This window comes from Saccharothrix violaceirubra, assembly GCF_014203755.1.
Taxonomy (GTDB): Bacteria; Actinomycetota; Actinomycetes; order Mycobacteriales; family Pseudonocardiaceae; genus Actinosynnema; species Actinosynnema violaceirubrum.
Genome location: NZ_JACHJS010000001.1, coordinates 3,126,904 through 3,151,798 on the forward strand (window position 1 = coordinate 3,126,904; position 24,895 = coordinate 3,151,798).

General features: G+C 73.7%; 28 protein-coding genes and 4 pseudogenes. 20 read left to right on the top strand and 12 right to left on the bottom strand.

What is annotated here, in order from left to right; translation table 11 throughout:
- Positions 1-61 precede the first annotated feature (61 nt).
- From F4559_RS14830 to F4559_RS14840, 3 genes are all read left to right on the top strand, one after another.
- Positions 62-940 (top strand): LLM class F420-dependent oxidoreductase, encoded by an 879-nt coding sequence (locus F4559_RS14830; RefSeq protein ID WP_184669238.1) that lies wholly within the window; start codon positions 62-64, stop codon positions 938-940.
- 211 nt (positions 941-1,151) lie between these two features.
- On the top strand, positions 1,152-1,724 hold the full coding sequence (locus F4559_RS14835; protein ID WP_184669240.1) for a CBS domain-containing protein: 573 nt from the start codon (positions 1,152-1,154) through the stop codon (positions 1,722-1,724).
- A complete protein-coding gene (locus tag F4559_RS14840; RefSeq protein ID WP_312865650.1) occupies positions 1,721-2,575 on the top strand; it encodes a universal stress protein in 855 nt (284 codons plus the stop codon). Before F4559_RS14835 ends, F4559_RS14840 begins: the two co-directional genes overlap by 4 nt.
- 2 nt (positions 2,576-2,577) lie before the next feature.
- On the opposite strand, the gene F4559_RS14845 is transcribed toward F4559_RS14840, so the two are convergent.
- Entirely contained in the window at positions 2,578-2,730 is a 153-nt protein-coding gene (locus F4559_RS14845; protein WP_184669244.1) for a hypothetical protein, read from the bottom strand.
- A gap of 109 nt (positions 2,731-2,839) precedes the next feature.
- Between F4559_RS14845 and F4559_RS35930 the strand changes: the two genes are divergently transcribed.
- Positions 2,840-2,962: a hypothetical protein gene (locus F4559_RS35930; protein WP_281386314.1), complete on the top strand. Its 123-nt coding sequence runs from the start codon at positions 2,840-2,842 to the stop codon at positions 2,960-2,962.
- 117 nt (positions 2,963-3,079) lie between these two features.
- Here the strand turns inward: F4559_RS35930 and F4559_RS14850 are convergent, their stop codons facing one another.
- A complete protein-coding gene (locus tag F4559_RS14850; protein ID WP_221447237.1) occupies positions 3,080-3,694 on the bottom strand; it encodes a class I SAM-dependent methyltransferase in 615 nt (204 codons plus the stop codon).
- Here F4559_RS14850 and F4559_RS14855 point away from each other — a divergent pair.
- The gene (locus tag F4559_RS14855; RefSeq protein WP_184669246.1) at positions 3,657-3,941 is read left to right on the top strand and encodes a DegT/DnrJ/EryC1/StrS family aminotransferase; all 285 of its coding nucleotides are present in this window, start codon (positions 3,657-3,659) and stop codon (positions 3,939-3,941) included. The two genes, F4559_RS14850 and F4559_RS14855, sit on opposite strands and share 38 nt — an antisense overlap.
- Complete coding sequence (locus tag F4559_RS14860) at positions 3,878-4,648, top strand: Gfo/Idh/MocA family protein (protein WP_184669248.1); 771 nt, start codon at positions 3,878-3,880, stop codon at positions 4,646-4,648. Before F4559_RS14855 ends, F4559_RS14860 begins: the two co-directional genes overlap by 64 nt.
- On the opposite strand, the gene F4559_RS14865 is transcribed toward F4559_RS14860, so the two are convergent.
- The 3 genes from F4559_RS14865 to F4559_RS14875 are packed head-to-tail and all read right to left on the bottom strand — an operon-like array spanning position 4,649 to position 7,620.
- Positions 4,649-5,680 carry a lipase family protein gene (locus F4559_RS14865; protein ID WP_184669250.1) on the bottom strand — a complete coding sequence of 344 codons (1,032 nt, stop codon included), beginning with the start codon at positions 5,678-5,680 and terminating at the stop codon, positions 4,649-4,651.
- The gene (locus tag F4559_RS14870; RefSeq protein ID WP_184675803.1) at positions 5,677-6,459 is read right to left on the bottom strand and encodes a methyltransferase domain-containing protein; all 783 of its coding nucleotides are present in this window, start codon (positions 6,457-6,459) and stop codon (positions 5,677-5,679) included. The genes F4559_RS14865 and F4559_RS14870 overlap by 4 nt, the downstream gene beginning before the upstream one ends.
- Before the next feature lie 39 nt (positions 6,460-6,498).
- Positions 6,499-7,620: a nucleotide disphospho-sugar-binding domain-containing protein gene (locus tag F4559_RS14875; RefSeq protein ID WP_184669252.1), complete on the bottom strand. Its 1,122-nt coding sequence runs from the start codon at positions 7,618-7,620 to the stop codon at positions 6,499-6,501.
- Positions 7,621-7,885: 265 nt separating this feature from the next.
- Between F4559_RS14875 and F4559_RS14880 the strand changes: the two genes are divergently transcribed.
- From F4559_RS14880 to F4559_RS35055, 7 genes and pseudogenes are all read left to right on the top strand, one after another.
- Positions 7,886-8,650: a class I SAM-dependent methyltransferase gene (locus F4559_RS14880; RefSeq protein WP_184669254.1), complete on the top strand. Its 765-nt coding sequence runs from the start codon at positions 7,886-7,888 to the stop codon at positions 8,648-8,650.
- A pseudogene (locus tag F4559_RS14885) lies at positions 8,566-9,588 on the top strand (beta-ketoacyl [acyl carrier protein] synthase domain-containing protein); the annotation flags it as partial. The gene F4559_RS14880 and the pseudogene F4559_RS14885, both read left to right, overlap by 85 nt.
- Before the next feature lie 59 nt (positions 9,589-9,647).
- Positions 9,648-9,722, top strand: a pseudogene (locus tag F4559_RS36725) (hypothetical protein); the annotation flags it as partial.
- A 109-nt stretch (positions 9,723-9,831) separates the two neighbouring features.
- Positions 9,832-10,050, top strand: a pseudogene (locus tag F4559_RS36730) (hotdog family protein); the annotation flags it as partial.
- Positions 10,051-10,255: 205 nt separating this feature from the next.
- Positions 10,256-10,456, top strand: coding sequence for a hypothetical protein (locus F4559_RS35045; RefSeq protein ID WP_184669258.1), 201 nt, complete (start codon positions 10,256-10,258; stop codon positions 10,454-10,456).
- Positions 10,457-10,852: 396 nt separating this feature from the next.
- Positions 10,853-11,143 (top strand): hypothetical protein, encoded by a 291-nt coding sequence (locus F4559_RS35050; protein ID WP_513851422.1) that lies wholly within the window; start codon positions 10,853-10,855, stop codon positions 11,141-11,143.
- A pseudogene (locus F4559_RS35055) lies at positions 11,122-11,958 on the top strand (SDR family NAD(P)-dependent oxidoreductase); the annotation flags it as partial. The gene F4559_RS35050 and the pseudogene F4559_RS35055, both read left to right, overlap by 22 nt.
- A gap of 9 nt (positions 11,959-11,967) precedes the next feature.
- On the opposite strand, the gene F4559_RS14905 reads toward F4559_RS35055, so the two are convergent.
- Entirely contained in the window at positions 11,968-12,702 is a 735-nt protein-coding gene (locus F4559_RS14905; RefSeq protein ID WP_184669260.1) for an RDD family protein, read from the bottom strand.
- 247 nt (positions 12,703-12,949) lie between these two features.
- Here F4559_RS14905 and F4559_RS14910 point away from each other — a divergent pair, with 247 nt between their 5' ends.
- Positions 12,950-13,915 carry a glycosyltransferase family 4 protein gene (locus tag F4559_RS14910; protein WP_184669262.1) on the top strand — a complete coding sequence of 322 codons (966 nt, stop codon included), beginning with the start codon at positions 12,950-12,952 and terminating at the stop codon, positions 13,913-13,915.
- Between the two features lie 15 nt (positions 13,916-13,930).
- Here F4559_RS14910 and F4559_RS14915 read toward each other — a convergent pair whose 3' ends face one another.
- Entirely contained in the window at positions 13,931-15,133 is a 1,203-nt protein-coding gene (locus F4559_RS14915) for a PP2C family protein-serine/threonine phosphatase (protein ID WP_184669264.1), read from the bottom strand.
- A 184-nt stretch (positions 15,134-15,317) separates the two neighbouring features.
- Here F4559_RS14915 and F4559_RS14920 point away from each other — a divergent pair, with 184 nt between their 5' ends.
- Positions 15,318-16,055, top strand: a complete 738-nt coding sequence (locus F4559_RS14920) for a transglutaminase domain-containing protein (protein WP_184669268.1) — start codon at positions 15,318-15,320, stop codon at positions 16,053-16,055.
- A gap of 50 nt (positions 16,056-16,105) precedes the next feature.
- Positions 16,106-16,594, top strand: a complete 489-nt coding sequence (locus F4559_RS14925) for a hypothetical protein (RefSeq protein ID WP_246445210.1) — start codon at positions 16,106-16,108, stop codon at positions 16,592-16,594.
- 15 nt (positions 16,595-16,609) lie between these two features.
- On the opposite strand, the gene F4559_RS14930 is transcribed toward F4559_RS14925, so the two are convergent.
- The 3 genes from F4559_RS14930 to F4559_RS14940 all read right to left on the bottom strand — a co-directional run bounded on the left by F4559_RS14930 (position 16,610) and on the right by F4559_RS14940 (position 19,032).
- Positions 16,610-17,493 (bottom strand): IS5 family transposase gene (locus F4559_RS14930; protein ID WP_376774641.1). Its coding sequence is split into 2 segments (ribosomal slippage): positions 16,610-17,143 and positions 17,146-17,493, totalling 882 coding nucleotides; the frame shifts between segments, so codons are not numbered across the junction.
- A 140-nt stretch (positions 17,494-17,633) separates the two neighbouring features.
- Positions 17,634-17,930: a hypothetical protein gene (locus F4559_RS14935; protein WP_184669269.1), complete on the bottom strand. Its 297-nt coding sequence runs from the start codon at positions 17,928-17,930 to the stop codon at positions 17,634-17,636.
- A gap of 106 nt (positions 17,931-18,036) precedes the next feature.
- Entirely contained in the window at positions 18,037-19,032 is a 996-nt protein-coding gene (locus F4559_RS14940; RefSeq protein WP_184669270.1) for an Acg family FMN-binding oxidoreductase, read from the bottom strand.
- A 112-nt stretch (positions 19,033-19,144) separates the two neighbouring features.
- Between F4559_RS14940 and F4559_RS14945 the strand changes: the two genes are divergently transcribed.
- Positions 19,145-19,597 carry a PaaI family thioesterase gene (locus F4559_RS14945; protein WP_184669272.1) on the top strand — a complete coding sequence of 151 codons (453 nt, stop codon included), beginning with the start codon at positions 19,145-19,147 and terminating at the stop codon, positions 19,595-19,597.
- Positions 19,598-19,653: 56 nt separating this feature from the next.
- Here F4559_RS14945 and F4559_RS14950 read toward each other — a convergent pair whose 3' ends face one another.
- On the bottom strand, positions 19,654-20,571 hold the full coding sequence (locus tag F4559_RS14950; protein ID WP_184669273.1) for an FG-GAP repeat domain-containing protein: 918 nt from the start codon (positions 20,569-20,571) through the stop codon (positions 19,654-19,656).
- A gap of 452 nt (positions 20,572-21,023) precedes the next feature.
- Between F4559_RS14950 and F4559_RS14955 the strand changes: the two genes are divergently transcribed.
- From F4559_RS14955 to F4559_RS14965, 3 genes are all read left to right on the top strand, one after another.
- On the top strand, positions 21,024-21,668 hold the full coding sequence (locus tag F4559_RS14955) for a lytic polysaccharide monooxygenase auxiliary activity family 9 protein (RefSeq protein ID WP_184669275.1): 645 nt from the start codon (positions 21,024-21,026) through the stop codon (positions 21,666-21,668).
- Between the two features lie 104 nt (positions 21,669-21,772).
- The gene (locus F4559_RS14960; RefSeq protein WP_184669277.1) at positions 21,773-22,399 is read left to right on the top strand and encodes a DsbA family oxidoreductase; all 627 of its coding nucleotides are present in this window, start codon (positions 21,773-21,775) and stop codon (positions 22,397-22,399) included.
- A gap of 41 nt (positions 22,400-22,440) precedes the next feature.
- Positions 22,441-23,616: a glycoside hydrolase family 3 N-terminal domain-containing protein gene (locus F4559_RS14965; RefSeq protein ID WP_312865655.1), complete on the top strand. Its 1,176-nt coding sequence runs from the start codon at positions 22,441-22,443 to the stop codon at positions 23,614-23,616.
- 107 nt (positions 23,617-23,723) lie between these two features.
- On the opposite strand, the gene F4559_RS14970 is transcribed toward F4559_RS14965, so the two are convergent.
- Positions 23,724-24,884, bottom strand: coding sequence for an MFS transporter (locus F4559_RS14970; RefSeq protein WP_312865656.1), 1,161 nt, complete (start codon positions 24,882-24,884; stop codon positions 23,724-23,726).
- Positions 24,885-24,895: the final 11 nt, after the last annotated feature.

Sequence of the window (24,895 nt, forward strand, 5' to 3'; positions counted from 1 at the left end):
GCACCGATCAAGGGGGTCGGCAACTTGTGCTGGAGCACGCTCCAGTTCATAGGCTGGCGACGTGCATCTGGGCATCCACGTCATCCAGTTCCTGTCCCCCGACGGCAACCGGGGCATCGCGCCCGAGTTGGCGAAGGTCGCGCGGGCGGTCGAGGCCTCCGGCGCCACGCGGTTGACCGTCATGGACCACTACTTCCAGATGGAGGCGTTCAAACCCGCCACCGACCCGATGCTGGAGGGGTACACCACGCTCGGCTTCCTGGCCGCGCACACGTCGACCGTGCGGCTCGGGCTGCTGGTCACGGGTGTGACCTACCGGCACCCCGGCCTGCTCGCCAAGATCGTCACCACGCTGGACGTGCTGTCCGGCGGCCGGGCCGAGCTGGGCATCGGCGCCGGGTGGTACGAGCGCGAGCACCTGGGTCTGGGCGTGCCCTACCCGTCGACCGCCGAGCGGTTCGAACGGCTCGACGAGGCGATCCGGGTGTGCCTGCAGATGTGGGACCCGGACAACGACGGCGCGTTCGAGGGCAAGCACTACCGGCTGGCCGAGACGCTGTGCTCGCCCCAGCCGATCCGCCGGCCGCCGATCATGATCGGCGGTGGCGGCGAGAAGAAGACGTTGCGGCTGGTCGCGCGGTACGGCGACGCCTGCAACCTGTTCGCCGGCGACAAGGACGTGGTGCGGCACAAGCTCGACGTGCTGCGCGGCCACTGCGACGCGGTCGGCCGCGACTACGCCACGATCGAGAAGACCCTGGCCTACAGCCAGACCCCTCAGCTCGAAGACGTGGACGGGCTGCTGCGCGACCTGGAGGACTACGCCGCTCTCGGCATCGAGACGGTGATCCTGTACCCGCCGGCCGACGAGCCCGCCGCGTGGGTGGAGAAGGTCGGCACGCCGCTCGCGGCCCGGCTCAAGGAGATCCGGCCGGCCTGACACGGGTGCGGTGGAAGGGTGTCCGAGTCGGTCTCGGGCACCCTTCGTCCGTCTTCGGCCGTCGGCCGAAGGTCCACTGTGGACACTCAGCCCCCCGTGCGGGACCAAGGTCCCGGGTCGTCACGCGCACGGGCCCGCCCCGATCGGGACCTTCGACCGCGTTCCGCCCCTGCCCGACTTCGTAGCGTCGAAGGCGAGGAGGCGATGCCCGGTGCGAGCCCAGGACATCATGACCAGCCCGGCGGTGACCGTGACGCGCGACGTGCCGTCACGGGCGGCGGCGGCGCTGATGGCGGCCCACGGGTTCACCTCGTTGCCCGTGCTGGAGGACGACCGCCTGGTCGGCATCGTGACCGAGGCCGACCTGATCCGGATCCGCTACACCGACGGCGAGGCGGGTGACACGCCGGTCGGCGAGGTCATGACCACGCCCGTGTTCGGCATGGACGCGCTCGCGCCGGTCACGCTGGTCGCCCGCGTCATGCTCGCCGACCGGGTGCGGTGCGTGCCGATCGTCGACGGGTCGCGGGTCCTGGGCGTGGTGACCCGCCGCGACCTCGTGCGTGCCTTCGCCCGTGCCGACCGGTCGATCGAGGACGACGTGCGCGAGCGACTCGACGCGTACGGCGGCCACGAGGCGTGGACCGTGCGGGTCGACGACGGCGTGGTGACCATCCACGCGTCCGTCGCCGACGAGAACGCGGTCAAGGTCGCCACCGCGTTGGCCGAAGCCGTGCCCGGCGTCGTCGACGTCCGGGTCCCCGATGACAGGAAGGGAACATGATGAGTGCTCCGATCGTGGTCGGTGTCGACGGCTCGGATTCGGCTCTCGACGCCGTGCGCTGGGCCGCCACCGAGGCCGCACGGCACCGGGTGCCGGTGCGCCTGGTGCACTCCTACCTGATGCCCGACTACGCCTACCCCGGCGTCGTGGTCGACCCGGGCGAAGTCCGGCGCGAGCTGGAGGCGCGGGGCGCGAAGTGGTTGGCCGCCGCCCGTGCCGAGGTGCGGCACGTCCCCGTCGACGCCGAACTGGTGCACGGCGGACCCGCGGCCACGTTGATCGAACGGTCCGAGGGCGCCCGCATGGTCGTGCTGGGCGCGCACGGTCAGGGCGGGTTCGCCGGTCGCCTGCTGGGGTCCGTGCCGACCGCCGTGACCGCGCACGGGCACTGCCCCGTGGTCGTCGTGCGCGGGGAGCCGTCATCCGGTCCGGTGGTCGTCGGTGTCGACGGCTCGCCGGTCAGCGAGGCGGCGCTGGATTACGCGTTCGAGGCCGCGTCCACCCGCGACGCGCCGCTGGTGGCCGTCCACGCGTGGACGGACTGGCTGGTGGAGTCCGCGTTCGGGGGCCTGGCCACGCCCGACGCCGAGACCGTCGAGGCCGACGAGCGCCGACTGCTCGCGGAACGGCTCGCGGGTCGGCAGGAGAAGTTCCCGGACGTCAAGGTCGACCGGGTCGTCGTCCACGACCGGCCGGTCCGGGCGCTGATGGCGCACGCCGCCCGTGCGGCCCTGGTCGTGGTCGGCAGTCGGGGGCGCGGCGGGTTCACCGGGATGCTGCTCGGTTCGACCAGCCAGGCTTTGGTCCACCACGCCCCGTGCCCGGTCGCCGTCGTGCGACCGGTGTCCTGAAGTCAGTTCAGGTCGTCGGTGGAACGCGCCTCGGGTTCCGGGTGGGGCGCGGGGCGCGGGTCGGTGGCGGTGCTCACGGACTGTGCGGTCCAGTCCGCCGCCAGGCGGGTCCGGCGGGGGTTGGCGAGTGCTCGCCGGGAGTCGTTTTCGTGCATGGTTCCTCCACTTGAAACGCACGTGCAAAGTCGTTGTTACCGGAAATCGTTGTGCGCCAAACGATGAGCTGCGTCACGCTGCCGCAGGCATCGGGTCGCGGAACGCGGAGTGTTCCACACCCCGGTCGACGGCCGGCACCTGCCCAAGATCGACGGCGACCCGGCGATCATTACGTCGAAGGGCGGCGGCATCGGTTCAGAAACCGTGCCACCGCCCACCATGCGGACCTGAATCGGTCAATGGAATCGGTTCAGTCGTGCCGCGCCCTGGCGGTGACGACCGGTACCCCGTCCGGCCTCCGCGGCCGGGAAACGCGGTGACGTGACGAGAGTCACGTCGAAGATCGACTCAGTCCCGCACGCCGACGAACAGTCCCCGCCCGTTGGGCGGTCCGGCCAGGTGCTCGACGCGCAGTCCCGCGTGCGCGAAAGCCGAGGCGTATTCCGCTTCGGTGAACAGCGACAGCACTTCCTGCTCGGTGAACTCCCGGATGCCCGACCGGTCGGCGATCGTGAAGCGCACGGTCATCCGGGTCGTGCGGCCGTCGCGCACCGAGTGCGACACGCGGCTGACCACCCGGCCGTCGTCCTCGACGACGGACCCGGTCACGAACCCGTCGAGGAACCGCTCCGGGAACCACCAGGGTTCGACGACCACCACGCCGCCCGGGTTCAGGTGCCGGGCGATCGAGGCGGCCACCCGCCCCAACTCGTCCTCGCCGCGCGTGTAGGCGATCGAGAAGCACAGGCACGTGATGACGTCGAACCGCTCGCCGAGATCGAAGTCCCGCATGTCGGCGACGTGGATCGGGACTCCCGGCAGTTTTCCCGCCGCGATCCGGCGCATCGCGTCGGAGATCTCGACGCCCGCCACGCGCGGGAACGCCTCGCGGAACCGGGTCAGGTGCGCCCCCGTCCCGCACGCGATGTCCAGGAGCGAACCGGGCCACCGGCTCGTCGGCAACGACCTCGGTGCCGCGATCGGCCTGGTCCAACTGCGCCGGCTGCCGGAGTTCGTGACCCGGCGCCGCGCGGTCGCCGCGCGATACGACCGGCTGCTCGCGGACCTGCCCGGTGTGCTGACACCGCCCGCGCCGCACGAAGTCCCGCTCTACGGCTCGGACGCCCGCCTGCCCGCCTGGTCGCGGTGGCGAGCCGTGATCCCGACCGCGCGGCACGGGTCGCGGTCCGCTTCGGCGGTGTGCCCGTGACCGGCTACGACGCGTTGGTGGCACGGGACGACGTCGACGCGGTGTACATCCCGCTGCCGCCCGCGCCGCACCACCGCTGGATCGTCGAGGCGCTGCGGGCGGGCAAGCACGTGCTCGCCGAGAAACCGTTGTGCGTCGACCCGGCCGGGACGACCGAGGTCGTGGCGCCGGCCCGGCGTCAGGGCCTGGTGTTCGCGGAGAACTTCCTGTTCCCGCACCACTCCCAGCACCGGAAGGTCGAAGACCTCGTGCGGAACGGGACAGTCGGCGACGTCCGGGCGTTCTCCAGCGCGTTCGGCATTCCGGCGGTCGACCCGTCCTCGTTCCGCCACCGGGCCGACCTGGGCGGCGGCGCACTGCTCGACGCCGGTGTCCACCCGTTGCGGGTGGCCCGGTTCCTCCTGGGCACCACGACCACGCAGGAGACGGCCACGGTCAACGGTGTGCCGCAACTGATCCGGCCCGGCACCTACTGGGACAAGGCGCGTCGGGCGCGGCTGCTCGCCGATCGGGGCGCCGGTCTCGTGCTCGACCGCGACGCGTGCACGGCGGACGACGTGCGGCGGTCGCCGGCCCGGCTGCTCGACGAGCCGTCGTTCGTGGCGGACGCGGCCCGGCTGCGCGACGAGAGCCGGGAGGTGCCGAGCCCGGATGAAATCGTCCCGCTGCTCGAGGAACTCACCGCGAAGGCCGCCGCGAACAGGTGATCACCGGCCGGTCGGGGGTGGCTCGGCGAACCGCTCGTCGAGCCACCGGACGACGGTCGGTGCGCTGTCCAGCGCGGCGGGGAAGTGGGCCAGGTCCGAGAGCAGATGCCAGTGCACCGGGGTCCCCGCCGCCCGGTAGCGCTCGTGGAGTCGTTCGCCGAACGCGACGGGCACGATCTCGTCGTCGGCGCTGTGGTAGAGCAACGTCGGGACGACCGGTCCGGTGACGCCCGCCGTGCTCTCCGCGAGGCGTTCCCGCCACAGCGGGTGGTCGAGGACGTCCACGGTCAGGAAGTCGTCGAGTCGCGTGCCGAGGAAGCGGGCGACGAGGTCCGGCGCGTCCAGCCCGGGGATGAGTGCCGCGGCGGCACGGCCCCGGTCGGTGAGCAGTTCGTCGAACGGCAGGTCGGGGTACGCGGTGGCGTGCCCGACGAGCGAGCCCAGCGCGGGTCCGGTGTACACGCCGTCGTTGCGGCGGATGATCGCCGGCAGGTCGCTCGCCACCGCGCCCGCCGCCACGGCGCGGACGGGCAGGTCGGGCGCGTAGGTCGGCTGGAGTTCCGCGGCGAACGCGGCGGCCTGCCCGCCCTGCGCGTAACCCCAGAGCGCGACCGGCGACCGGGCGTCCAGGCCGGGCGCGGCCCGCACGGCGTCGAGCATCGCGTGGCCCTGCGCCTTGCCGACCGTGTAGGTGTGCGTTCCGGGCGTGCCCAGGCCCTCGTAGTCGGTGACGACCACGGCCCACCCCTGGTCCAGGCCCGCGACGATCAGCTCGATCTCCGGCTCGTTCCCGGTGCGCAGCAGGTGGGACGGCGCACAGTGGTCCGCGAACCCGTGGGTGCCCACCGCGAAGCCGACGACGGGCTGGACCCCGTTCCACGGCAGGTCCGGCAGCAGGACGGTCGCGGACACGACGTTCGGCGTGCCGCCGGCGGACGTCGACCGGTAGTGGATCCGCCAAGCCTTCGGGCAGCGCGGCACGGTGACGGGCTCGGACCCGACGATCGTGCCGGGCGATTCGGTCGTGGTCATCGGGATTCTCCCTTGCGTGCCACCACGACGACGAAGCCCATGGCGGCCTCGTCGCGGGCGTAGTCGGGGTGGGCGCGGTAGTCCGCGACGGCGGCGAGCAGGCGGGCCGCGGCGGTCCCGTGCCGGGCGGAGATCTCGTCGAAGTAGCGCTCGCGGCACTCGTCGGCGGCCCGGGGCGTGAGACCGTCGAGCCGTCGGAACAGCTCGTCGACGTGCCAGGAGACCATGCACCTGGTCTCCCTCGTGACATCGGTGGCTTCGAGGACCTGGAACCCGGCGTCCTCGACCAGCGCGGCGAGACTGTCCGGGGTGTGGGCGCCGGTTCCGGTCCACGACGCCGCGTACCGCTCCGGGAGCCGGTCGTGGGTCACGATGTCGCCGACGCCGAACCGGCCGCCCGGCACCAGGACCCGGCGCACCTCGCGCAGCGCGGCGGCCTGGTCGACGATCTGCACCACCGACTGGAGTGCCCACGCCGCGTCGAAGGACTCGTCCGGGTAGGGCAGGTCGGTCGCGTCGACCAGGGCGAAGCGGCCCGGCCCGGCGGACGCGACGGCGAGGTGCCGGGGGTTCACGGTGATCCCGGTGACCCGCGCGCCTCTGGCGGCCACCGCGCGGGCGGCGGGTTGGCCGTTGCCGCGGCCCAGGTCGAGCAGGCGCGTGCCGGTGCGGAGTGCGGCCCGGTCGATGAACAGGTCGGTGAGCCGGTCGGCGGCGTCGTGCCACGACGTGGCGCCCGCGCCCGCGCGGTAGCCGCCCGGCCAGTAGCCGTGGTGCAGGGCGTGTCCGGGGCGGTCATCTCCGGGCCTCCTCTCGGGTCAGACGTGTTCCAGCGCCCGCACCACCTCGGTGGGGCGGGGCATCTCGGCGATCTCGTCGCCGAGCTTGGCGGCGGCGGAGGCGAACCCGCTGTCGTCGAGCAACGCCGCGAGCGAGCCGGTGAGCAGGTCGTGGTCGGACTGGCTGTCCCCGTCCGGCAGCGCGAGACCCGCGCCCGCGGCGGCCAGGTTGCGCGCGTAGTCGAACTGGTCGAAGTACTGCGGGAGCACGAGCTGGGGTACGCCGAACCGGGTCGCGGTGAGCGCGGTTCCCGACCCGCCCGCGCAGACCACCGCCGCACAGGTGTCCAGGAAGAGGTTGAGCGGCACGGACTCCGCGACCAGGACGTCGGCCGGCAGGTCGGCGAGCCACCGGCGGTGCTCGCGGGACACCGCGACGACGGTCTGCGTGCCCGGCACGGCGGTGGCGGCGGCGACCGCGCGTCGGAGCGGGGCCGGGCCGGTGGTGTCGAGCACCATCCGACCCATGCACACGCAGATCCGCCGCACGCCGGGCGGCGGCGTGGACCAGCCCGGAACCGTGCCGCTCCCGTTGTAGGGCACGAACTGCACGGGACGGCCCGGCGGCGCGTCGACCGCCTGGAGCCCCGGCGGGCAGGGGTCGAGGACGAGCGTGGGCTCGGGCAGGTCCAACAGCTCGCGCGCCCGCTCGGTGAACGGACCCGCGGTCGGGTCGACGCCCCAGCGGTGTGCCGCGACCGGCACGTCCAGCAGCCCGCCGAGCACCCGGCCGACCAACGCGCAGACGTCGACCAGCAGCAGCGAGGGCCGCCAGGACTCGGCGACCGCCCGGTAGTCGGCCAGTCGGTCGAGCGAGTCGCGCACGACGCTGTCCGCCGTCGCCCGCCACAGGTCGCGCCCGGCGTCGGTGTACCGCTCGCCGAACGCGGGCAGGGGGAAACGCAGCCGGATCGTGGTGGCGGGCGCTTCCTCGTGCCCGGGAACGTCCACTGTGGTGAGACCGGCGGCGTGCGCGGTGGCCCGCACCTCGGGCGGGCACGCGATCAGCACCTCGTGGCCCGAGGTCCGCAACGCCCAGCACAGCGGCACCATCGCCATGAGATGCGTGGGGTAGGGCAAGGGGATGACGAGCACCCGCATGCCTTCCCCCTTCCCTTGCGCGACAGGTGTCGGCGATCGTCCGGCGCGAACCCTAGGGGCCGCGCCACGACGAAGTCGAGCCACCGGCCGGGGGCTCACACGTCAAGGTGAAAAGGCGGCCTTCGGCTCGCTTCGGGACTTCGCGTCCTCCTAGCGTCTGCGCGGTCGATTCGGCCTTCGGGCAACTCGGGGGAAGTGAACGTTGCGAGGACTGGGAATTCCCGAACCGCGGGTCGGTGCGCCCACCCCGCACGAGGTCGGCCTGATGTACGACCTCGTCACGCCGCTGCTCAACGCCGTGGCCGGCGGACCGTGCGCCATCCACCACGGCTACTGGGCCGACGGCGGGGCTTCGTCCTGGGAGGACGCCGCCGACCGGCTCACCGACCTCGTCGCGCGCCGCACCCCGCTGGGCCCCGGCACGCGCCTGCTCGACATCGGCTGCGGCACCGGGCAACCGGTCCTGCGGATCGCGCGCGACCACGACATCCACGTCACCGGGATCACCGTGAGCCGGGTGCAGGTCGAGTTGGCCGTCGAGGGCGCGCACGGGCTCCGGGCGGAGTTCGCCTTGGCGGACGCCATGTCCCTGCCCTACGCGGACAACGCGTTCGACGCGGCCTGGGCCGTGCAGTCGCTGGTGGAGATGGCCGAACCGGATCGTGCCGCCCGCGAGGCGTTCCGCGTGCTCGAACCGGGCGGCGTCCTGGTCGTCACCGACGTCGTGACCCGCGGTGCGACCCCGGCGCCCGACGAACGGTGGCCGACCGGTCTGCGCAAGTGCGCGGCCGGTGAGGTCGTGGGGTGGTTGACGGGGGCGGGGTTCGAGGTCTCCTCGTGCGAGGACGCGTCGGCGGGTACGCGGTACTTCCTGCCGAAGTTCGCCTCGGCGCTCGCCGGCTACCGGCGCACGATCGAGGACCTCTACGGTCCGCACGTCGCGGAATGGGCCGCGGCCGTCGGCGATCACGAGAACTACGCCGACGAGATGGGCTACGTGGTCGTGACGGCGCGGAAGCCGGTCGGTTGAGCCGGTCCGTGCGACAAGGGTGTGGGGAACCGATCGCCGTCGTCGGACTCGCGTGCCGGCTGCCCGGTGTGCCTGATCCGGCGGCGTTCTGGCGATTGCTGCGCACCGGGACGGACGCCGTCACCGGGGTTCCGCCGGACCGGTGGGCCGACGGGCCGGCGTGGGGCGGGTTCCTGACCGGGGTCGACCGCTTCGACGCGGGGTTCTTCGGGATCTCCGCGCGGGAAGCGGCGGCCATGGACCCGCAGCAGCGGTTGGCCCTCGAACTCGCGTGGGAAGCGGTGGAGGACGCCGGGATTCCCGCGACGGACCTGCGTGGCACCGACACGAGCGTGTTCATGGGTGCGATCTCCGACGATTACGCCGTGCCGCTGCGCGAGAGCCGGGCCGATTCCTCTGCCGATTCCCGGGCTGATTCCGGGTCTGTTTTCGGGGCGTACCACCACTACGCCGGGACCCACCGGAGCCTGATCGCCAACCGGGTGTCCTCCGTGTTCGGGCTGCGCGGGCCCAGCCTGACGGTCGACTGCGGACAGTCCTCCTCGCTGGTCGGTGTGCGGCTGGCGGTCGAGAGCCCGCGGCGGGGCGAAGCGTCGGTCGCGCTGGAGGGCGGCGTCCACCTCAACCTGGTCGGCAACCGGGCGTTGACCGACTTCGGCGCGCTGTCGCCGGACGGCCGGTGCTTCACGTTCGACGCGCGGGCCAACGGCTACGTGCGCGGTGAGGGCGGCGGGCTGGTCGTGCTCAAGAGCCTGGCGCGGGCACGGGCCGACGGCGACCGCGTCCACAGCCTGATCCTCGGCGGCGCGGTGAACAACGACGGCGGCGGTGCCGGGCTGACGGTCCCGGTGGCCGACGCCCAGGCCGACCTGCCGCGCGCCGCCTACCGCGATGCGGGCGTCGACCCGGCTGCCGTGCACTACGCCGAACTGCACGGCCGCGCGACGCAGCCACTCCGGCCGCGCTGCGGGCCCAGGCCGCGCGACTGCACGACCACATCGAGGCGGGTGGTCGGCGGTCGACGGATGTCGCCTTCTCGCTCGCCACGTCACGGGCGGCGCCGGCCTGTCGTGCGGCGTTGGTGGCCGACGAGCGGGACGTGCTCGCGGGCCTGAAAGCCCTTGCCGCGGGCGAACAGGTGTCGGGGCTGAGCGCCCGACGCGCGACGCCCGCCCACCCACCTGTCGCCGTCCCTGCCGTGGTCGGCCGACCACCCGGTGCGGGGCGAGGTGGTCGTCCCCGGTGCCGCGCTGCTGGAACTGGCGTGGCAGGCGGGTCGGCGGGTCGGCTGCGACCTGGTCGAGGACCTCGTCCTGGAGGCGCCGCTGGTGGTGCCCGACGGGGTCGAGGTCGTCGTGCGACCGGAGGTGGACGCGCCGGACGACGGCGGACGCGCCGTGCGGCTGATCGCCCGTTCCGGGTCCGGCGAGTGGACGCGGATCGCCTCCGGTCGGCTGGTCCGCGCGGAGGAGGTGACCGCGGCACCGGTCGTGTGGCCGCCGGAGGACGCGGTCGACCTGGAGACGGCGTCGCTCTACGAGCACCTCGACGCGCGTGGCCTGACCTACGGCCCGGTCTTCCGGTGGGGCGTGGCGCCTGGGCGACGTGATCTTCGTCGACTTGGCCGAGCGCCCGCACGCCACCCTGCACCCGGCCGCTCTGGACGCCGCCCTGCACGCGCTGGCGCTCGGCTCGGACTCCGCCGCCAGGGTGCCGTTCTCCTGGCGTGGCGCCCGACTGCACGCCCCGGGGTCGCACCCCGGTGGGCGCGGCTGTCGCCGGCCGGGTCCGGCGGTGTCTCGGTGACGTTGGCGGACGCCGAGGGTCGGGTGGTGGCCGAGGTCGACTCGCTGGTGACGAGGCCGCCGCCCGCCCGGTCCGGTGCCGTGCTCCGGCGCGTCGAGTGGGTGCGGGCCGAGCGCACGACGGGCGCGTTGCCCGCGTCCTGTGCGGTGGTGGGCCCGGTGGAATCGGACTGGTCGACCACGTTGAAGGAGGCCGGTGTCCAGATACAGTCCTTTGTGGACCTGGTGGCGGTCGCCGACCGGGGATCGGTGCCCGAGTGCGTGATCGCGGCGTGCACCGGGGTGTTCGGGTCCTCGCCCACCGGGCGGTCGCCCGCGAGGACGTGTCCGACCTGGTGCACGCGCCGCTGTGGGGAGTGGTCCCCAGTGCGCAGGCGAGCACCCGGACCGGTTCGCCGTGGTCGACCTGGACGACGACTCGTCGCTCGCCGAGGCGTCGGCCGTCGACGGGCCGCGACTGGCGATGCGGGCCGGGACGCCGTGGGTGCGCCGCCTCGGCCGGGTCGAGCCGCGCGATGCCGTCGACCCCCGGTGGACGGCCGGCACCGTGCTGATCACGGGTGGGACGGGCGGGCTCGGCGGCCTGCTCGCCCGCACCTCGTCGGCACGCACGGCGTGCGGCGCCTGGTCCTGGCGAGTCGGCGCGGCCCGGCGACACCGGGTGCCGCCGGGCTGGTCGAGGAGCTGACGGCCGCGGGCGCCGAGGTCGTGGTCGCGGAGTGCGACGTCGCCGACCGGCGGTCACTGGCCCGCCTGGTGGCGCACCGGCGGTTCACCGCCGTGGTGCGCGCGGCGGGCGTGCTCGACGACGGCGTGCTGACGTCCCTGTCGCCCGAGCGCGTGGACGCCGTCCTGCGCCCGAAGGTCGACGCGGCCTGGCACCTGCACGAACTGCTCCCGGACGTGGCGGTGTTCGTGCTGATCTCGTCGCTGTCCGGGGTGCTCGGCGGTGCCGGGCAGGCCAACTACGCCGCCGCCAACACCTTCCTGGACGCCTTGGCGCACCACCGTGCGGCGGCGGGACTTCCCGCGCTCTCCCTGGCGTCCGGGCCGTGGGCGGGGGCGGGCATCGGCACGCTGTCCGATCGGAAGTGGCCCGACCTGTTCGACGCCGCCGTGCGCACGGGTGAGCCCGTCGTGCTGCGGGACACCTACGTGCCGGGGGAGATCACGCCGAGGTTCTCGCGGGCGATGGCCCGGCGGACGTTCGAGAAGCTGGACGCCTTCACCGACCTGCGGGACGTCGGCCTCACCGCGATGGGCGGCTACTTCGGCATGTTCACCGGCTGGACCCCGACGCCGATCGGTGTGCCCACGTTGTTCGTCCGGACGGCGGACCCGGTCGGCGACGCGGAGGACCTGCCGTGGACCGACGACTGGCGGCCCGGGTGGACGCTCGCGGACGCCTTCGTGGAGGTGCCGGGCGACCACTTCTCGATGATGGACGACCACGCGCCGACGACCGCCCGCGCGGTGTCCGACTGGTTGGCGGGCCTCGGCTGACCGCCGGGGTCACCGGTCGGTCGGGCCGCCGCCACCGAACCGGTCGCGCAGCGAGCGGCCCTGGTCGGCCACGCGCCGGGGCGCCTGCTGCGCGACCGCCCACGCGGTCGAGTCGCGCACGGCGGCGAGCTTGGCCGCCCAGTCGACCGGGCGGACCGTCGTGCCGGTCCGGCGGTCGTGCCAGCAGGAAGGGCCGCGCAGCGACAGGCACTCGACCGTCGACAACACCAGGAGCGCGACGCCGACCAGGCCGATCAGGACGTCCAACCGCAGCACGGCGACGATCAGCGCCACCCACCCCAGTCCGGGCAGCAGCACCGTGATCGAGGCACGGGCCAGTGCCCGCGTGGCCCGCACGCGCCGGGAACCGTCGACCGGCGTCAGCACCAACGACGTGACCGCCTTGCCCACCGTCCGCCCGAACAGGGCGTGGGCGGCGAAGTCGTAGAGGGCCACCAGCACCACCTGGGCGACGGCGGCACCGGCCACCGAGAGCACGATCGCGTCCCACACCTCGGACAGCCCCGCCGTGGCCTGGTCGCCGGCCTCGTCCCAGCGGAGCGCCACGACCTCCAGCACGCCGCTCCCGGTCGTGGAGACGGCCGCGAACGCCGCCGAGTGCTTGACGTGTCCGACCGCGACCACCCACAGCGGCGAGGTGATCACCAGGATCAGCGCCCAGTCGACGAGCCGGGCGATCCAGCGCCGGCCGAGGTTCCGGGGGTAAGCGGATTGTGTTCGCATGGTCACCACCTGTGAGGAAGTGTCCAAGCTAGGACCGGGCGCGACGCGCTCTGTCCGCAAAAGTGCGGAATGACCACGGACTGTCCACGATGCTTCCACTCCGGTCGTGGCGGAGCTGTCCTGCGGGGCGCGGCCCGGGCCCCTAGCCTGGGGACACGGTCAAGAAGCGCGCCGAAGACCGCCGGGAAAGGCGGTCGCTCCGGCATGTCCGTGGCGGGGCGACCGTGCCGCGCCACGGAAGGAACCGATGTCCACGACCGATGCCTTCGATCTCGTCCTGCTCGCCGTCGACGACGCGGAGTCGGCGCACGCCGCCCGTCTCGCCCGCGAACTGACCGGCGAGGTCCGCCGGGTCAGCGTGCTCACCGCACCCGCCGTCATGGTCGAGCCCGCCCCGGGGCCGGTGGTCGTCCACGCCTTCTCGGCGGCGGGCGCCGGGCGGCCGGTGCCCGCCGGGCCGGGTGCCGTGACCGTGGTCCACGACCACCGCGGCGACGACGGCCCGCCGTGCCCGACCGCGGACCACGTCGTGGTCGGCAGCCACGCCGAGGCCACCGCGGTGGTCGCCGCGGGGTTCGCCCGCGGGTCGGTCAGCATCGTGGCCCGTCCGGTCGACGAGCGGTACTGGGCCGCCGACGGTCCGGCCGCCGACCGGGGCGACGCGATCCGCCTCGTGGCCACGACCGGGCTGCGCCCCGGCGACGGGACCGACACGGCCGTGGCGGCGCTCGCGCGGGTGCCCGACGTCGAACTCGTCGTCACCGGGCCGGTCGACTCGCCGGCGCCCGCCCACCGCGCGGAACTCGGCCGGCTGCTCGACGGCGCCGCCGCGCTGGGCGTCGCCGGTCGGGTCCGGTTCGTGTCCGGACCGACGCCCGAGGTGATCCGCTCGGCGGACGTGGTGCTGCACCTGCCGTGGTCCGCCGCGCCCGTCGACCCGGTGCTGCACGCCATGGCCTGCGGTGTCCCGGTGATCGCCGGCGCGACCGGCGGCCTGCCCGAGACCGTGGTGGACGACCTCACCGGGGTGCTGGTGCCGCCGCGCGACCCCCGTGCGACCGCCCGTGCCATCCGCCGCCTGTGCCAGGACAAGACCCGGCTGGCCGCGTTCTCCGTCGCGGCCGTCGACCGGGTCGCGCAGCGGCACTCCTGGACCCGTGTCGCGGGTGAACTGCTGCGCGTCTACCGGGAGGCCGCCGGCCTCGCCGCTTGAGCCCACCGTCGATGGTCAGGCCGAGTGGCGGAGCGCGAGCAGGGCGATGTCGTCGGTGCCGGGTTCGTGGCCGACCAGGGCGCCCATGATCCGGACGCACGCGGCCTCCGGCGCGCTCGCGCACACGGCCTCGCGCAGGGCGTCCAGCCGGGCGTCCAGGTCCTGCCCGCGCCGCTCCACCAGGCCGTCGGTGTACAGGACCACCAACGCGCCCGGCGGCAGGGCGACACTCGTGCCGACCCGGCCCGTCGGCGCCAGGTCGTAGCCGATGGGCGGACCGACCGGGACGTCGACGAACCGCGTCGGTTCCCCCGGCACGGCCAGCACCGGCGGCAGGTGGCCGGCCAGGGCGAGGCGCACCCGGTGGGTCGTGGTGTCCAGGACCGCGTAGCCGACGGTGGCCATGGTGTTGTGCTCGAAGTGCCCGGCCTTGCGGTCGAGTTTGCCGAGCACCTCGGCGGGGTCGGCGAACTCCAGCGCGTAGGCGCGCAACGCGCTGCGCAGCCGGCCCATGACGATCGCGGCGGGCAGGCCGCTGCCCACCACGTCGCCGATCACCAGGCCGATGCGCCCGCCCGGCAGGTCGAACACGTCGTACCAGTCGCCGCCCACGCCGCTGTCCGCGCCCGGCACGTAGCGGGCGGCCAGTTCCCAGTCGTCGGACGTGGGCAGGCGTTCGGGCAGCAGGCTGTCCTGGAGCAGGGCGGCGGCCACCCGCGTCGACCGGGACCGGTGTTCGTGCACGGCGGTCGCGAGCCGGTCGGCGACGAGTTGGAGCAGGACGGCCTCCTCGTCGGTGAACCGGCGGTCGACCGTGCTGCCGACGTGCAGCACGCCGACCAGATCGCCGTGCGCCAGCATGGGGACGCCGAGCAGCGCGCGCAGACCCCGTTGCCACAGCAGGGGATTGAGCACGGTCGACTCGTCGACGCGGTCGATCGCCACCGGTTCCCGGGTCAGGGCGACCCGGCCCGCGAAGCCCGCGCCCACCGGCACCCGGAAGCCGTGGAAGACCTCCTCCTCGATGCCCGATGCCGCACGTGCCACCAGGTGCCCGCCGCCGGCGTCGCTGAGCAGGACCGTCGCCGTGTCGACGGAGAACAGGTCGCGCACGCGGCGCAGCAGGACCTCGAACAGCGTTTCCGGGTCGTGGTCCCGAAGCGACCTGTCGGTGACGGCCTCCAGCACCCGAAGCCGCGATTCCCGGCCGTCGTCCATCCTCGATCCCGTCCGTCTTCCCGATTCCCGTGCGCGCGTCGTCCCGACGGAACGGGGCGGGCTCGGGCCTGCCCGCGAACCCTAGTGCGCATCCCGTGCCGATTCCACGGACGGTGGCCGGTCGTTGTTGTCGCGTGACGAAATACCCGGCCGGGAGAGGTCCGGGCGGTCCACACTTGACGGCATGACAAGTGTGCTCGTGACCCCGTGGTGGCGTCGACGCGCGGAATCGGCCCGGGACGCGACCGGCGGCGTGGACGCGACCGGCGTGCTCGACTGGACCGCCCCGGCGGTGGCCGCGCTGCTCGCCCGGATCGGGGCCCACCCGCCCGTCGAGTCGCTGCGCGCGGCGCACCGGCTGATCGCGGCCGACGTCCGACCGGTCTACGCGGTCGACGACCTCCAGCCGATCTCGCGGACCCTGCGCCGGGGCCGGGGGTCGTGCAGCCAGCGCATGGCCGTCCTGGAAGGCGTCGCGCGGGCGCTGGGGATCGCCACGCGGGTGCGCGGGCTGGTGGTCGACGGCCGGTTCTGGTACCCGAGGTTTCCCCGGCTGCGGTTCCTGGTGCCCGACCGCGTCCTGCTGGCGTGGCCGGAGTTCGCCCTGCCGTCGGGGTGGACGTCGGTCGGCGAGCTGTTCGGGGGACTCGGCGACCTGGCCTCGTCCGGGCGCGGGTTCACCAACGCGGGCGGGGAGACGCTGTTCGACGCGGTCGCGCACACGGCTGTCGACTGGGACGGCATGACCTGCGGGTCGTCGTGCGACCTGTCCGCCACCGTGCTCGGCGACCTGGGCCGGTTCGACTCGCGCGACGCGTTGTTCCGCACCCACGGCCAGACCCTGTGCCCACCGTTGACGCTGCTGGCCGATCCGGTCCTGAGCCGGTGGGCGCCACCGGCCACCCGCCGGACGGGCGCCTGAGGGCATCCGGGGTGGACGAAGTGGTCATGGGGTCGCGAGCCGGATTCGGGATGGAGTTCCACGTCGACCGGGACCCGGATCTGCTGTGCGTCGACATCTTCCTCGGCGGGCTGCACGTGAACGCGTGGGACAACGCGTTCTACCCGCCGTTGCTGGTCAAGAAGCTCAAGGACGAACTCGGTCGCTTCCGTGCCCCGACCGCGGCGCCCGCGGACACTTCGCCGTCCGAGGCATTCCGCCTGGCCGAGGAGTGGTACGTCGGGGCATCCGAGGCGGGCGAGGAGTTCGCGCGTCGGGAGTTCCTGGACTGGGGCGAGTGCACCGACGGCGTACTCGCCTTCGCCTTCCCCGACGGGGACCGGGTCCACCTGGCCGGCCGGCTGCACGACGACCCGGGGCCGCCGGCGGTGGTGTCCGTGAGCCGGGCGTCGTTCGTCGACACGCTGGAGCGCGCCCTGGTCGTCGCCGAACGCGAGTGGACCGCCCGGCTCGCCGTCCTGCTCGCCCGCGCCGGCCGGGGTTCTCCCGAGGCGCGCTAGGGCGTGTCCGCCGGGTCATGATTGTGTTTTGTCGGGTGTGGCGCGGATCCAGTCGATGGTCTCGACGATGTCGTTGGTGGCCTGCCAGTGCAGTGCGAGTTTGTCGTAGCGGGTCGCGAGGGCGCGGAACTGCTTGCGGCGGTTGAACCCCCGTTCGATCTGGTTGCGCCGCTTGTAGGCGTCGGCGTCGAAGGACGGGGGCCGCCCGCCGGCCGATCCCTTGCGCAGCCGGTTGGCGACCTGATCCCGCCGCTGGGGGATCACCGCCTTGATCTTCCGGCGGCGCAGCGCCGCCCGGTTGGCCCTGCTGCCGTAGGCCTTGTCGGCGGTCAGCGAGTCCGGGCGCCTGCGGGGGCGGCCCACGCCGCCCGGTCGGGGCACGGCGATGCCCTCCGGCAGCGCCTCCAACCGTTTCGTGTCCGCGGCCTGGCCGGGGGTGACGTGGGTGGACAGCGAGCGGCCCCGGCCGTCCGCGATAGTGTGGATCTTGGACGTGAGCCCGCCCCGGGACCGGCCCAGCCCTTGGGCTGCCCGCGATTCCTCCGGGCTCAGCCCCCTTTTCGGGCGCCTGCCGCGTGCTGGTGGGCGCGCACGACCGTGGAGTCGGCCTGCGCGTCCCGGTCGATGTCGCCCGCGGCCTCGGCGCGGCCCTGGACCTGCCGCTTGAGCCGCGCCCACGTCCCGTCGGCGGCCCACCGACGATAACGCTCGTAACAGGTCTTCCACGGCCCGTACCGCTCCGGCAGGTCGCGCCACGGCGCGCCCGTCCGCATCCGCCACAGGATTCCGTTGACCACCCGACGGCGGTCACCCCACCGGCCACCCCGTCCGGGCTTCGGGCCAGGGAGCAACGGCTCCAGGATCGCCCACTCCGCATCCGTCAGATCACCACGCGCCACAAGACAATTTGATCAAACCCACGATCAACGATCCGGCGGACACGCCCTAGTCCGTGTTCCGGCTGTCAGGTGCGCGCCGGTCGTACCGCCGGAGTACGAGCCGATCACGATTCCCGCGCACGCCACAGCCGGAACCCGGCCTAGTGGTGCAGCTCGACCAGCAGGTGGCGCAGGCGGTCGTGCAGCGCGTCGGCGGCCTCCTGGTAGGTCGGTGCGGTGGCCTCGGCGTTGACCGGCGTGCCGCCCACGTCCAGGCGGGCGTGGGCGACGATCAGGCGGGGGCCGTCGAAGGTCAGCCGCACGGTCGCGAAGGGCACGTCGGCGGGGGCGAACTTCGCCACGGCGTCGACCTTGGCGCGGGTGTACTCGCCGGCCTCGGCGGGAATGCCCTCGGCCAGGTCGAGCTGGATGTTGTCGATCACGTGCGGTGTGCTCATGCACCCCATGTTCGCCCCGTCCACCCGCCGCCGGCAGGGCAGAAAGTCCTGTCACAGCCGGAGAATCACCCTGAAGTGTCGGTTTGACACTGTCTACTTGGGACTGTCAAGCCGGTTCGAGTCCGCCGGTGACCTCGCTGGGCGGGCGGCGCGGCGTCGGCGGCAGCGGGTCGGCGTTGAACGCGGGCCAGCCGACGCGCACCACGATCTGCGGGCACAGGGTGTCGTGCAGCACCCGCCGCCGTACCCGGTCGCGCGTCTCGTCCACCTCCAGGGCCTGGCTCAACGGGCACGTCGCGAGCCCGGCGGCCGTGGCCTCCAGCAGGACCGCGCTCATCGCCTCACCCGCCCGCAACGTGGACAGCGCGTCCGTCGACGACGTGCCCAGCACCAGCAGCGACGCGCCGTCCTCCTCCCAATCGCCCGCGGGGACGTCCCGCAGCTCACCGCCGGGGAACTCGCGCAGCCGCAGGTCGCCGTGCACGGGCACGCCGACCGGCGCGTTGGCGGCGGGCACGCCGTCGAGGTCCGCGTGCCGGCCGCTCCACGTGCGCACCTCCCACCGGTAGGCGGGGTCGGCGTCCTGGAGCGCCGCCGCGAACCCCAGGGCCGCGGCCAGTTCGAAGCGCTCCTCGGGCTCGACCACCGCGTGGGCGATGGCGCCCTCGTCGGCGGCCCGGTCGCCGAGCTGGGCGAGCACCGCGGGCGGCACGGTCCACGACGAGTAGCGGCGGCGGTCCGTGCGGCGGCGGGGGATCGCGGCGGCCAACGCCACGTCCGACGCGGTCGGCTCGCGGCGCACGAACTCCACGGCCGCCAGGTGGTCGGGCCGGGCGGGGTCGGGCAGGCGGTGCACGATCGCCGCCCAGCCCAGCGCGGCCAAGGCGATCCGCAGGTGGTGCAACGCGGCACCGCAGCCCAGCAGCAGGTCGGTGCCGGTCGGGTCGGTCGCCGGGACGTGGCGGTCCACGTCCGCGTAAAGGTGCACGGTCCGGTCGCCGAGCAGCCACCGCCAGGGCTGGGTGTTGTGCACCGAGGGCGCACGACAGGCCAAGGCGATGGCGGCCTTCATCGTGTCGTCGTCGGGCTGATCGCGATCCACGCGGACCACCTCCGGTCGTCGGGCTTGCCCTTCGACCCTGGCACCACGCACCCGGTGACCCGCAGGGGCGGAAGTCCCGGCCGCACCGGGACCGGTTGCCTACTGTGGAGCCGTGTCGAGCATCCAGGAACGCCTCTACCCGACGCTGCCGTGCTTCGGCTGCGGTCACGCCAACGAACGCGGCCTGCGGCTGCGCAGCCACGAGGGTGACGACGGGGTGGTGACCGCGACCTTCACGCCGTGGCCCGAGCACGACAACGGCCTCGGCTTCCTCAACGGCGGCATCATCGGCACGCTGCTGGACTGCCACAGCGCGGCGGCCGTGATGCTCGAGGCGGACAAGCGCGGGTGGGCGGCGTTGGGCGGCGCCGCGCTGCCTTACGTGACGGCCGGGTTGGACGTGCGCTACCTGCGGCCCGCGCCGCTGACCGAGCCGGTCGAGTTGCGGGCGACGGTCGCGGCGGCGGCCGAGCCGGAGATCACCGCGGCCGTGGAACTGTGGTGGGACGGCAAGGTGCGGGCGCGGGCCGACGCGCTGTGGAAGCGCTGGCGACCGCGCGCGTGAGCACGACGACACCGCCGGGAGCCGCGGACTCCCGGCGGTGTCGCGAGCGCGATGTTCTAGCGGAAGGAGACCGGGACGTCGCCGGCGACACCCCACTGCGTGGACGAGGTCGCGCTGGTCACGGTGTTCTTGACGTACCAGACGCCGTTGGACGGACGCCACACTACGTAGTCGGCGTAGCCGTCGTCGGTGAAGTCGCCGGACACCGGGACGTCGCCGGCCACGCCCCACTGGCTGGTCCACGTGACGGAGGTGACGGCGTCCTTGACGTACCAGACGCCGTTCGCCGGCCGGTACACGACGTAGTCGTCGACGCCGTCGCCGCTGAAGTCGCCGGTGACCGGGATGTCGCCGGCCGTGCCCCACTGGGTGGACGAGGTGGCGTTGGTTGCGCTGTTCTTGACGTACCAGACGCCGTTGGACGGGCGCCACACCGCGTAGTCGGCGCGGCCGTCGCCGGTGTAGTCCCCGGCGACCGGGACGTCGCCCGCGACGCCCCACTGGGAGGAGACCGTGGCGCCGTTGGCGGAGTTCTTGACGTACCAGACGCCGTTGGACGGGCGCCAGACCACGTAGTCGTCGCGGCCGTCGGCGTGGAAGTCCGCGCCCTGGGGCACGTCGCCGGCGATGCCCCACTGGGTGGACGAGGTCGTGCCGTTGACGCGGTTCTTGACGTACCAGGTGCCGTTCGAGGGGCGCCAGACGGTGTAGTCGCTGCGGGCGTCGCCGGTGTAGTCGCCGGCGACCGGGACGTCGCCCGCGACGCCCCAGGAGACCGACGTGCCGGCGCCGTTGGCCAGCCGGTACCAGACGCCGTTCGAGGGGCGCCAGACGACGAAGTCGTTTTGCACGACGGTGGGCGAGGTGATGGGGTCCGGGTCCGCGGTGGCGGCTCCGGCGGGGACGAAGGACAGGGCGGCTGCCGCGGCCAGGGCCAGGGCGCCGGTCATCCGGATGGATCTGGATCGACTCATAACCCGCTCTCCGAGATCTGCGGAACGTTCGGTGGTCCGAACAGTCGGAACCGTATTGCCGGGTCGGAGGCCGTCGAAAGAGGACAAACCTCAGTCACACCACGGTGAGGGGAGGATCGCCCGATCATCCCAGACGCTGTTACGAAACGTCCCGCGCGACACCCGGCCGAACGAGTGCGCACCCCCGGCGTGGGTGCTATCCGGTCGGGTGACAGGCGTCCGTTGTCGTGAGGCCGTCCGGTCCCGACCCCGCCGGTCCGGCCGGGGACCGGGGGCGGGTCGAAGTCGTACCCCGGTGCCGGTCGGGGTCGGAGTCGGTTGCTCCCGGCGGGCGAACGCGTCCCGGTCGGCGGTGCGGGACTTCCGGCGATCGGCGGTATCGGAACCCCTGGTTCACGGCCAAGCTGGTCTAGACCTTTGTGCCGGCCGGCCGCCGCGGAAGGGAGATCGCGATGAGGCTCCGACGTGCCGCCGCCGTGGTGGGTGCGCTCACCACCGCGTTCGTGTCGCTCGGCGCCGTGCTCGTCGTACCCGCCAACGCGCACGGCTCGATGAGCGATCCGGCGAGCCGGATCTACCGGTGCTTCACCGAGGGACCGGAGAACCCGAAATCCGCCGCCTGCAAGGCGGCCGTCCAGGTCGGACAGAGCTGGCCGCTCTACGACTGGGACGAGGTCAACATCCCCAACGCGGCCGGCAAGAGCCGTCAGATCATCCCGGACGGCAAGCTGTGCAGCGCCGGCCGCGACAAGTACAAGGGCCTTGACCTGGCCCGCGCCGACTGGCCCGCGACCACCCTGCCCGGTGGCGGTCCGTTCACGTTGCGCTACAAGGTGACGGCGGCGCACCCGGGTTCGTGGGAGCTGTACGTGACGAAGCCGGGCTACGACCCGACCAAGCCCTTGCGGTGGTCGGACCTCGAGGACACGCCCTTCTACAAGCAGACGAACCCTCCCGTCGCCAGTGGTGCCTACCAGCTGAAGGCGAACCTGCCCGCGCGCACGGGTCGCCACGTGATCTACTCGATCTGGCAGCGGCACTACCCGGACAGCGGCGAGGCGTTCTACTCCTGCTCGGACGTGGTCTTCGGCGGCTGAGAGCGACGGGCCGCCGGGGTTCCCGGCGGCCCCGTCCGTCCATTCCGGATGTCCCGGACGCCTAGAGTGTCGACAACCCCCGGTACGACGTCGAGGAGCGGTCGATGCGTGTGGATGTCTGGAGCGATCTCGTCTGCCCCTGGTGCTACATCGGGACGACCCGGTTCGAGCGGGCGCTGGCGGACTTCCCGGAACGGGCGGACGTGGTCGTGGCGCACCGGTCGTTCGAACTCGACCCGGGCCGTGATCCCGGTCGCGTCGAGACCGTGGAGAGCATGCTGGTCGGCAAGTTCGGCGCGCGGGGCGCGGACATGGACGGCCAGGTCGCCGAACTGGCCCGCGCCGAGGGCCTGACCTACCGCACGGACCGCGAGGTCGGCAGCACGCTCGACGCCCACCGCCTGCTGCACCACGCGGGGGAGGGCCGGGGCAGGCTCCAGCACGCGATGTTCGAGGCGCACTTCGGCCACGCCGAGTCGTTGTTCACGGCCGCGTCCCTGGCCGCGATCGCCGACCGCGCGGGCTTCGACCCGGACGCGACGCGCGCGGTCCTGGCCGATCCCGGCGCCCATCTCGAAGCGGTGCGCGAGGACGAGCGCGACGCGGCACGGCTGGGCGCGACCGGCGTGCCGTTCTTCGTGGTGGACGGGCGTTTCGGCGTGTCCGGTGCCCAGCCGGTCGAGGCGTTCGAGCGGGTCCTGCGCCAGGCTTGGGACAGCCGCACGGCGTGAGGTGGTTTGCGGGCGACGCCGGCCTTGGGGAGGATTCGGTGGTGATCCGCTGGGGAACGTCGGCTTGGCTGGGCTCGCTGGCGGTCGGCGCGATCCTCGCCGCGACGGTGACGTTCGCGGGCGTCGAGGACCGTGCGGACGCCGGACGGGCGCTGCCCGCACCGACCCTCTCCACGCCACCCACGTCCTCGCCCCGGCCGACGACGACCACGACGACCGCCCCGCCCGACCCCTGCGGCGCGGTCGCGGCCGGGATGTCGTCCCGGGCCCGGTTGGCCCAGCTCGTGATGGTCGGCGTCGACCCGCGCGGCGCCGACGACGCGGTGGACCAGGTGCGGGCCGAGCAGATCGGCGGGATCTTCATCGGCGGCGACGCGGTCGGCCTGCTCTCCGGCGGCGCGCTCGGATCCGTGCACGCGACCGCGTCCCTGCCGTTGACCGTGGCGGTCGACGACGAGGGTGGCCGGGTGCAGCGCGTCGACCAGCTCGACGGCGAGCTGCCCAGCGCCCGCGAGATGGTCGCCCGGTACAGCCCCGACGAGGTCCGCGCGTTGGCGCACAAGCGCGGCGCGGCGTTGCGCGCCCGGGGCGTGACGATGGACCTGGCGCCGGTCGTGGACACCAGCGACCAGCCCGGCCGCACGGTCATCGGCGACCGGTCGTTCAGCCCGGACCCGCGGGTGGCCACGGCGTACGCGCTGGCGTTCTCCGACGGCCTGCGCGCGGCCGGGGTGGCACCGGTGCTCAAGCACTTCCCGGGCCACGGCAACACGACCGGCGATTCGCACCTGGGTTCGGTCCGGTCGCCCGCGCTCGACGCGTTGCGCGGCACGGACCTGGTGCCGTACCGGAGCCTGCCGGAGTTCGGCGACGTGACGGTGATGGTCGGCCACATCGACGTGCCGGGTCTGACCGACGGGCGCCCGGCGAGCGTGAGCCCGGCGGCGTACGCATTGCTGCGCGGCGAGTTCGCCTTCGCCGGTCCGGTCATGACCGACGACCTGGGTGCGATGCGCGCGGTGACCGACCTGTACGACCTGCCCGACGCGGTGCTGCACGCGTTGGCCGCCGGTGCGGACGTCGCCCTGTGGTCGTCCGGCGGCCGGACGGGGGAGGTGCTGACCCGGTTGGAGAATGCCGTGGCGTCGGGGGAGTTGCCCCAGGCTCGCGTGGACGAAGCGCTCAGGCGGGTGCTGCACGCGAAGCAGGTCTGCTGACAGGGCGACGGGCCGCCCGCGAGGCGGGCGGCCCGTCCGTGACCGGCTCCGGACCCGCCGGCCGTCGCATCGACCGGATGCGGCGGAGAGACGGGGCGGAACCGGGGTCAGCGGTCGGCGCGCAGGACCGGTGCGAACAGCACCAGGCCCGCGGCCAGGGCGGTGACGACGAGGAACGACACGGTCAGGCTGGTGGCCTCGGCGATACCGCCCACCAGCGACGGCGCGATCAGCCCCGAGGTGTACATGAGCGTCGCGACACCCGCGATGGCCCGGTTGGTGTCCGGTCCCCGGTGCCCGGCCGCCGCGAACGCCAGCGGCACGACCACCGCGACGCCCAGCCCGATCAGACCGAACCCGGCGATCGCCGCCACCGGGCTGCCCGAGAGCACCACCAGCAGGCCGCCCGCGACCGCGATCACGGCGCCCGTACGCACGGTCGTCACCGCGCCGAAGCGGTCGACCACCCGGTCGCCGAGCACCCGCGCCACGACCATCGTGAGCGTGAAGCCGGTGGTGGACGCCGCCGCCAGGCCCGCCGACGTGCCGAGCACGTCCTTGAGGTACATGGCCGACCAGTCCAGGCTCGCGCCCTCGGCGAACACCGCGCAGAACGCGACCGCGCCGATCAGCAGGGCGCCCCGGGTCGGCAGCGAGAACCGCGGCGGCGCCTCGGCGTCGGGTTCGGGGCGCATGTCGAGCGCGCCGCGGGTCACGACCACGCCGGCCAGCGTCAGCACCGCGGCGGCGCCGAGGTGGTGCACGGGTGCCGGGATCTCCAGGTGCGCGGCCAGGGTGCCGACCGCCGAGCCGACCAGCGTGCCCGCGCTCCACATGCCGTGCAGGCCGGACATGATCGACCGGCCGAGCAGGCGTTCCACCTCGACGCCGACCGCGTTCATGACCACGTCGGAGCTGCCCGCCGCCGCGCCGAAGGTCAGCAGCGCCAGGCACAGCGTGACCAGGTTCGGTGCCAGCGAGGGCAGGATCAGGGCGAGCGTCCACAGGCTCAGCAGGACGCGCAGGGCGTTGCGCGTGCCCAGCACGTGGGTGATGCGGGACGCGAGCGGCATGGCCAGGGCGGCGCCGATCGCGGGGCACGCGAGGGCGAGGCCGAGTTGGCCGGGACCGACCCCGGCGTGCTGCTGGATCCACGGCAGCCGGGTCGCGAACGACCCGAGCACCACGCCGTGCACCACGAACACGGCGGTGATCGCGAAGCGGGCTCGCTTCACCGCCGGATCGGCGGTGGTGGTAGTCGTGACCACGTTGACCCCCA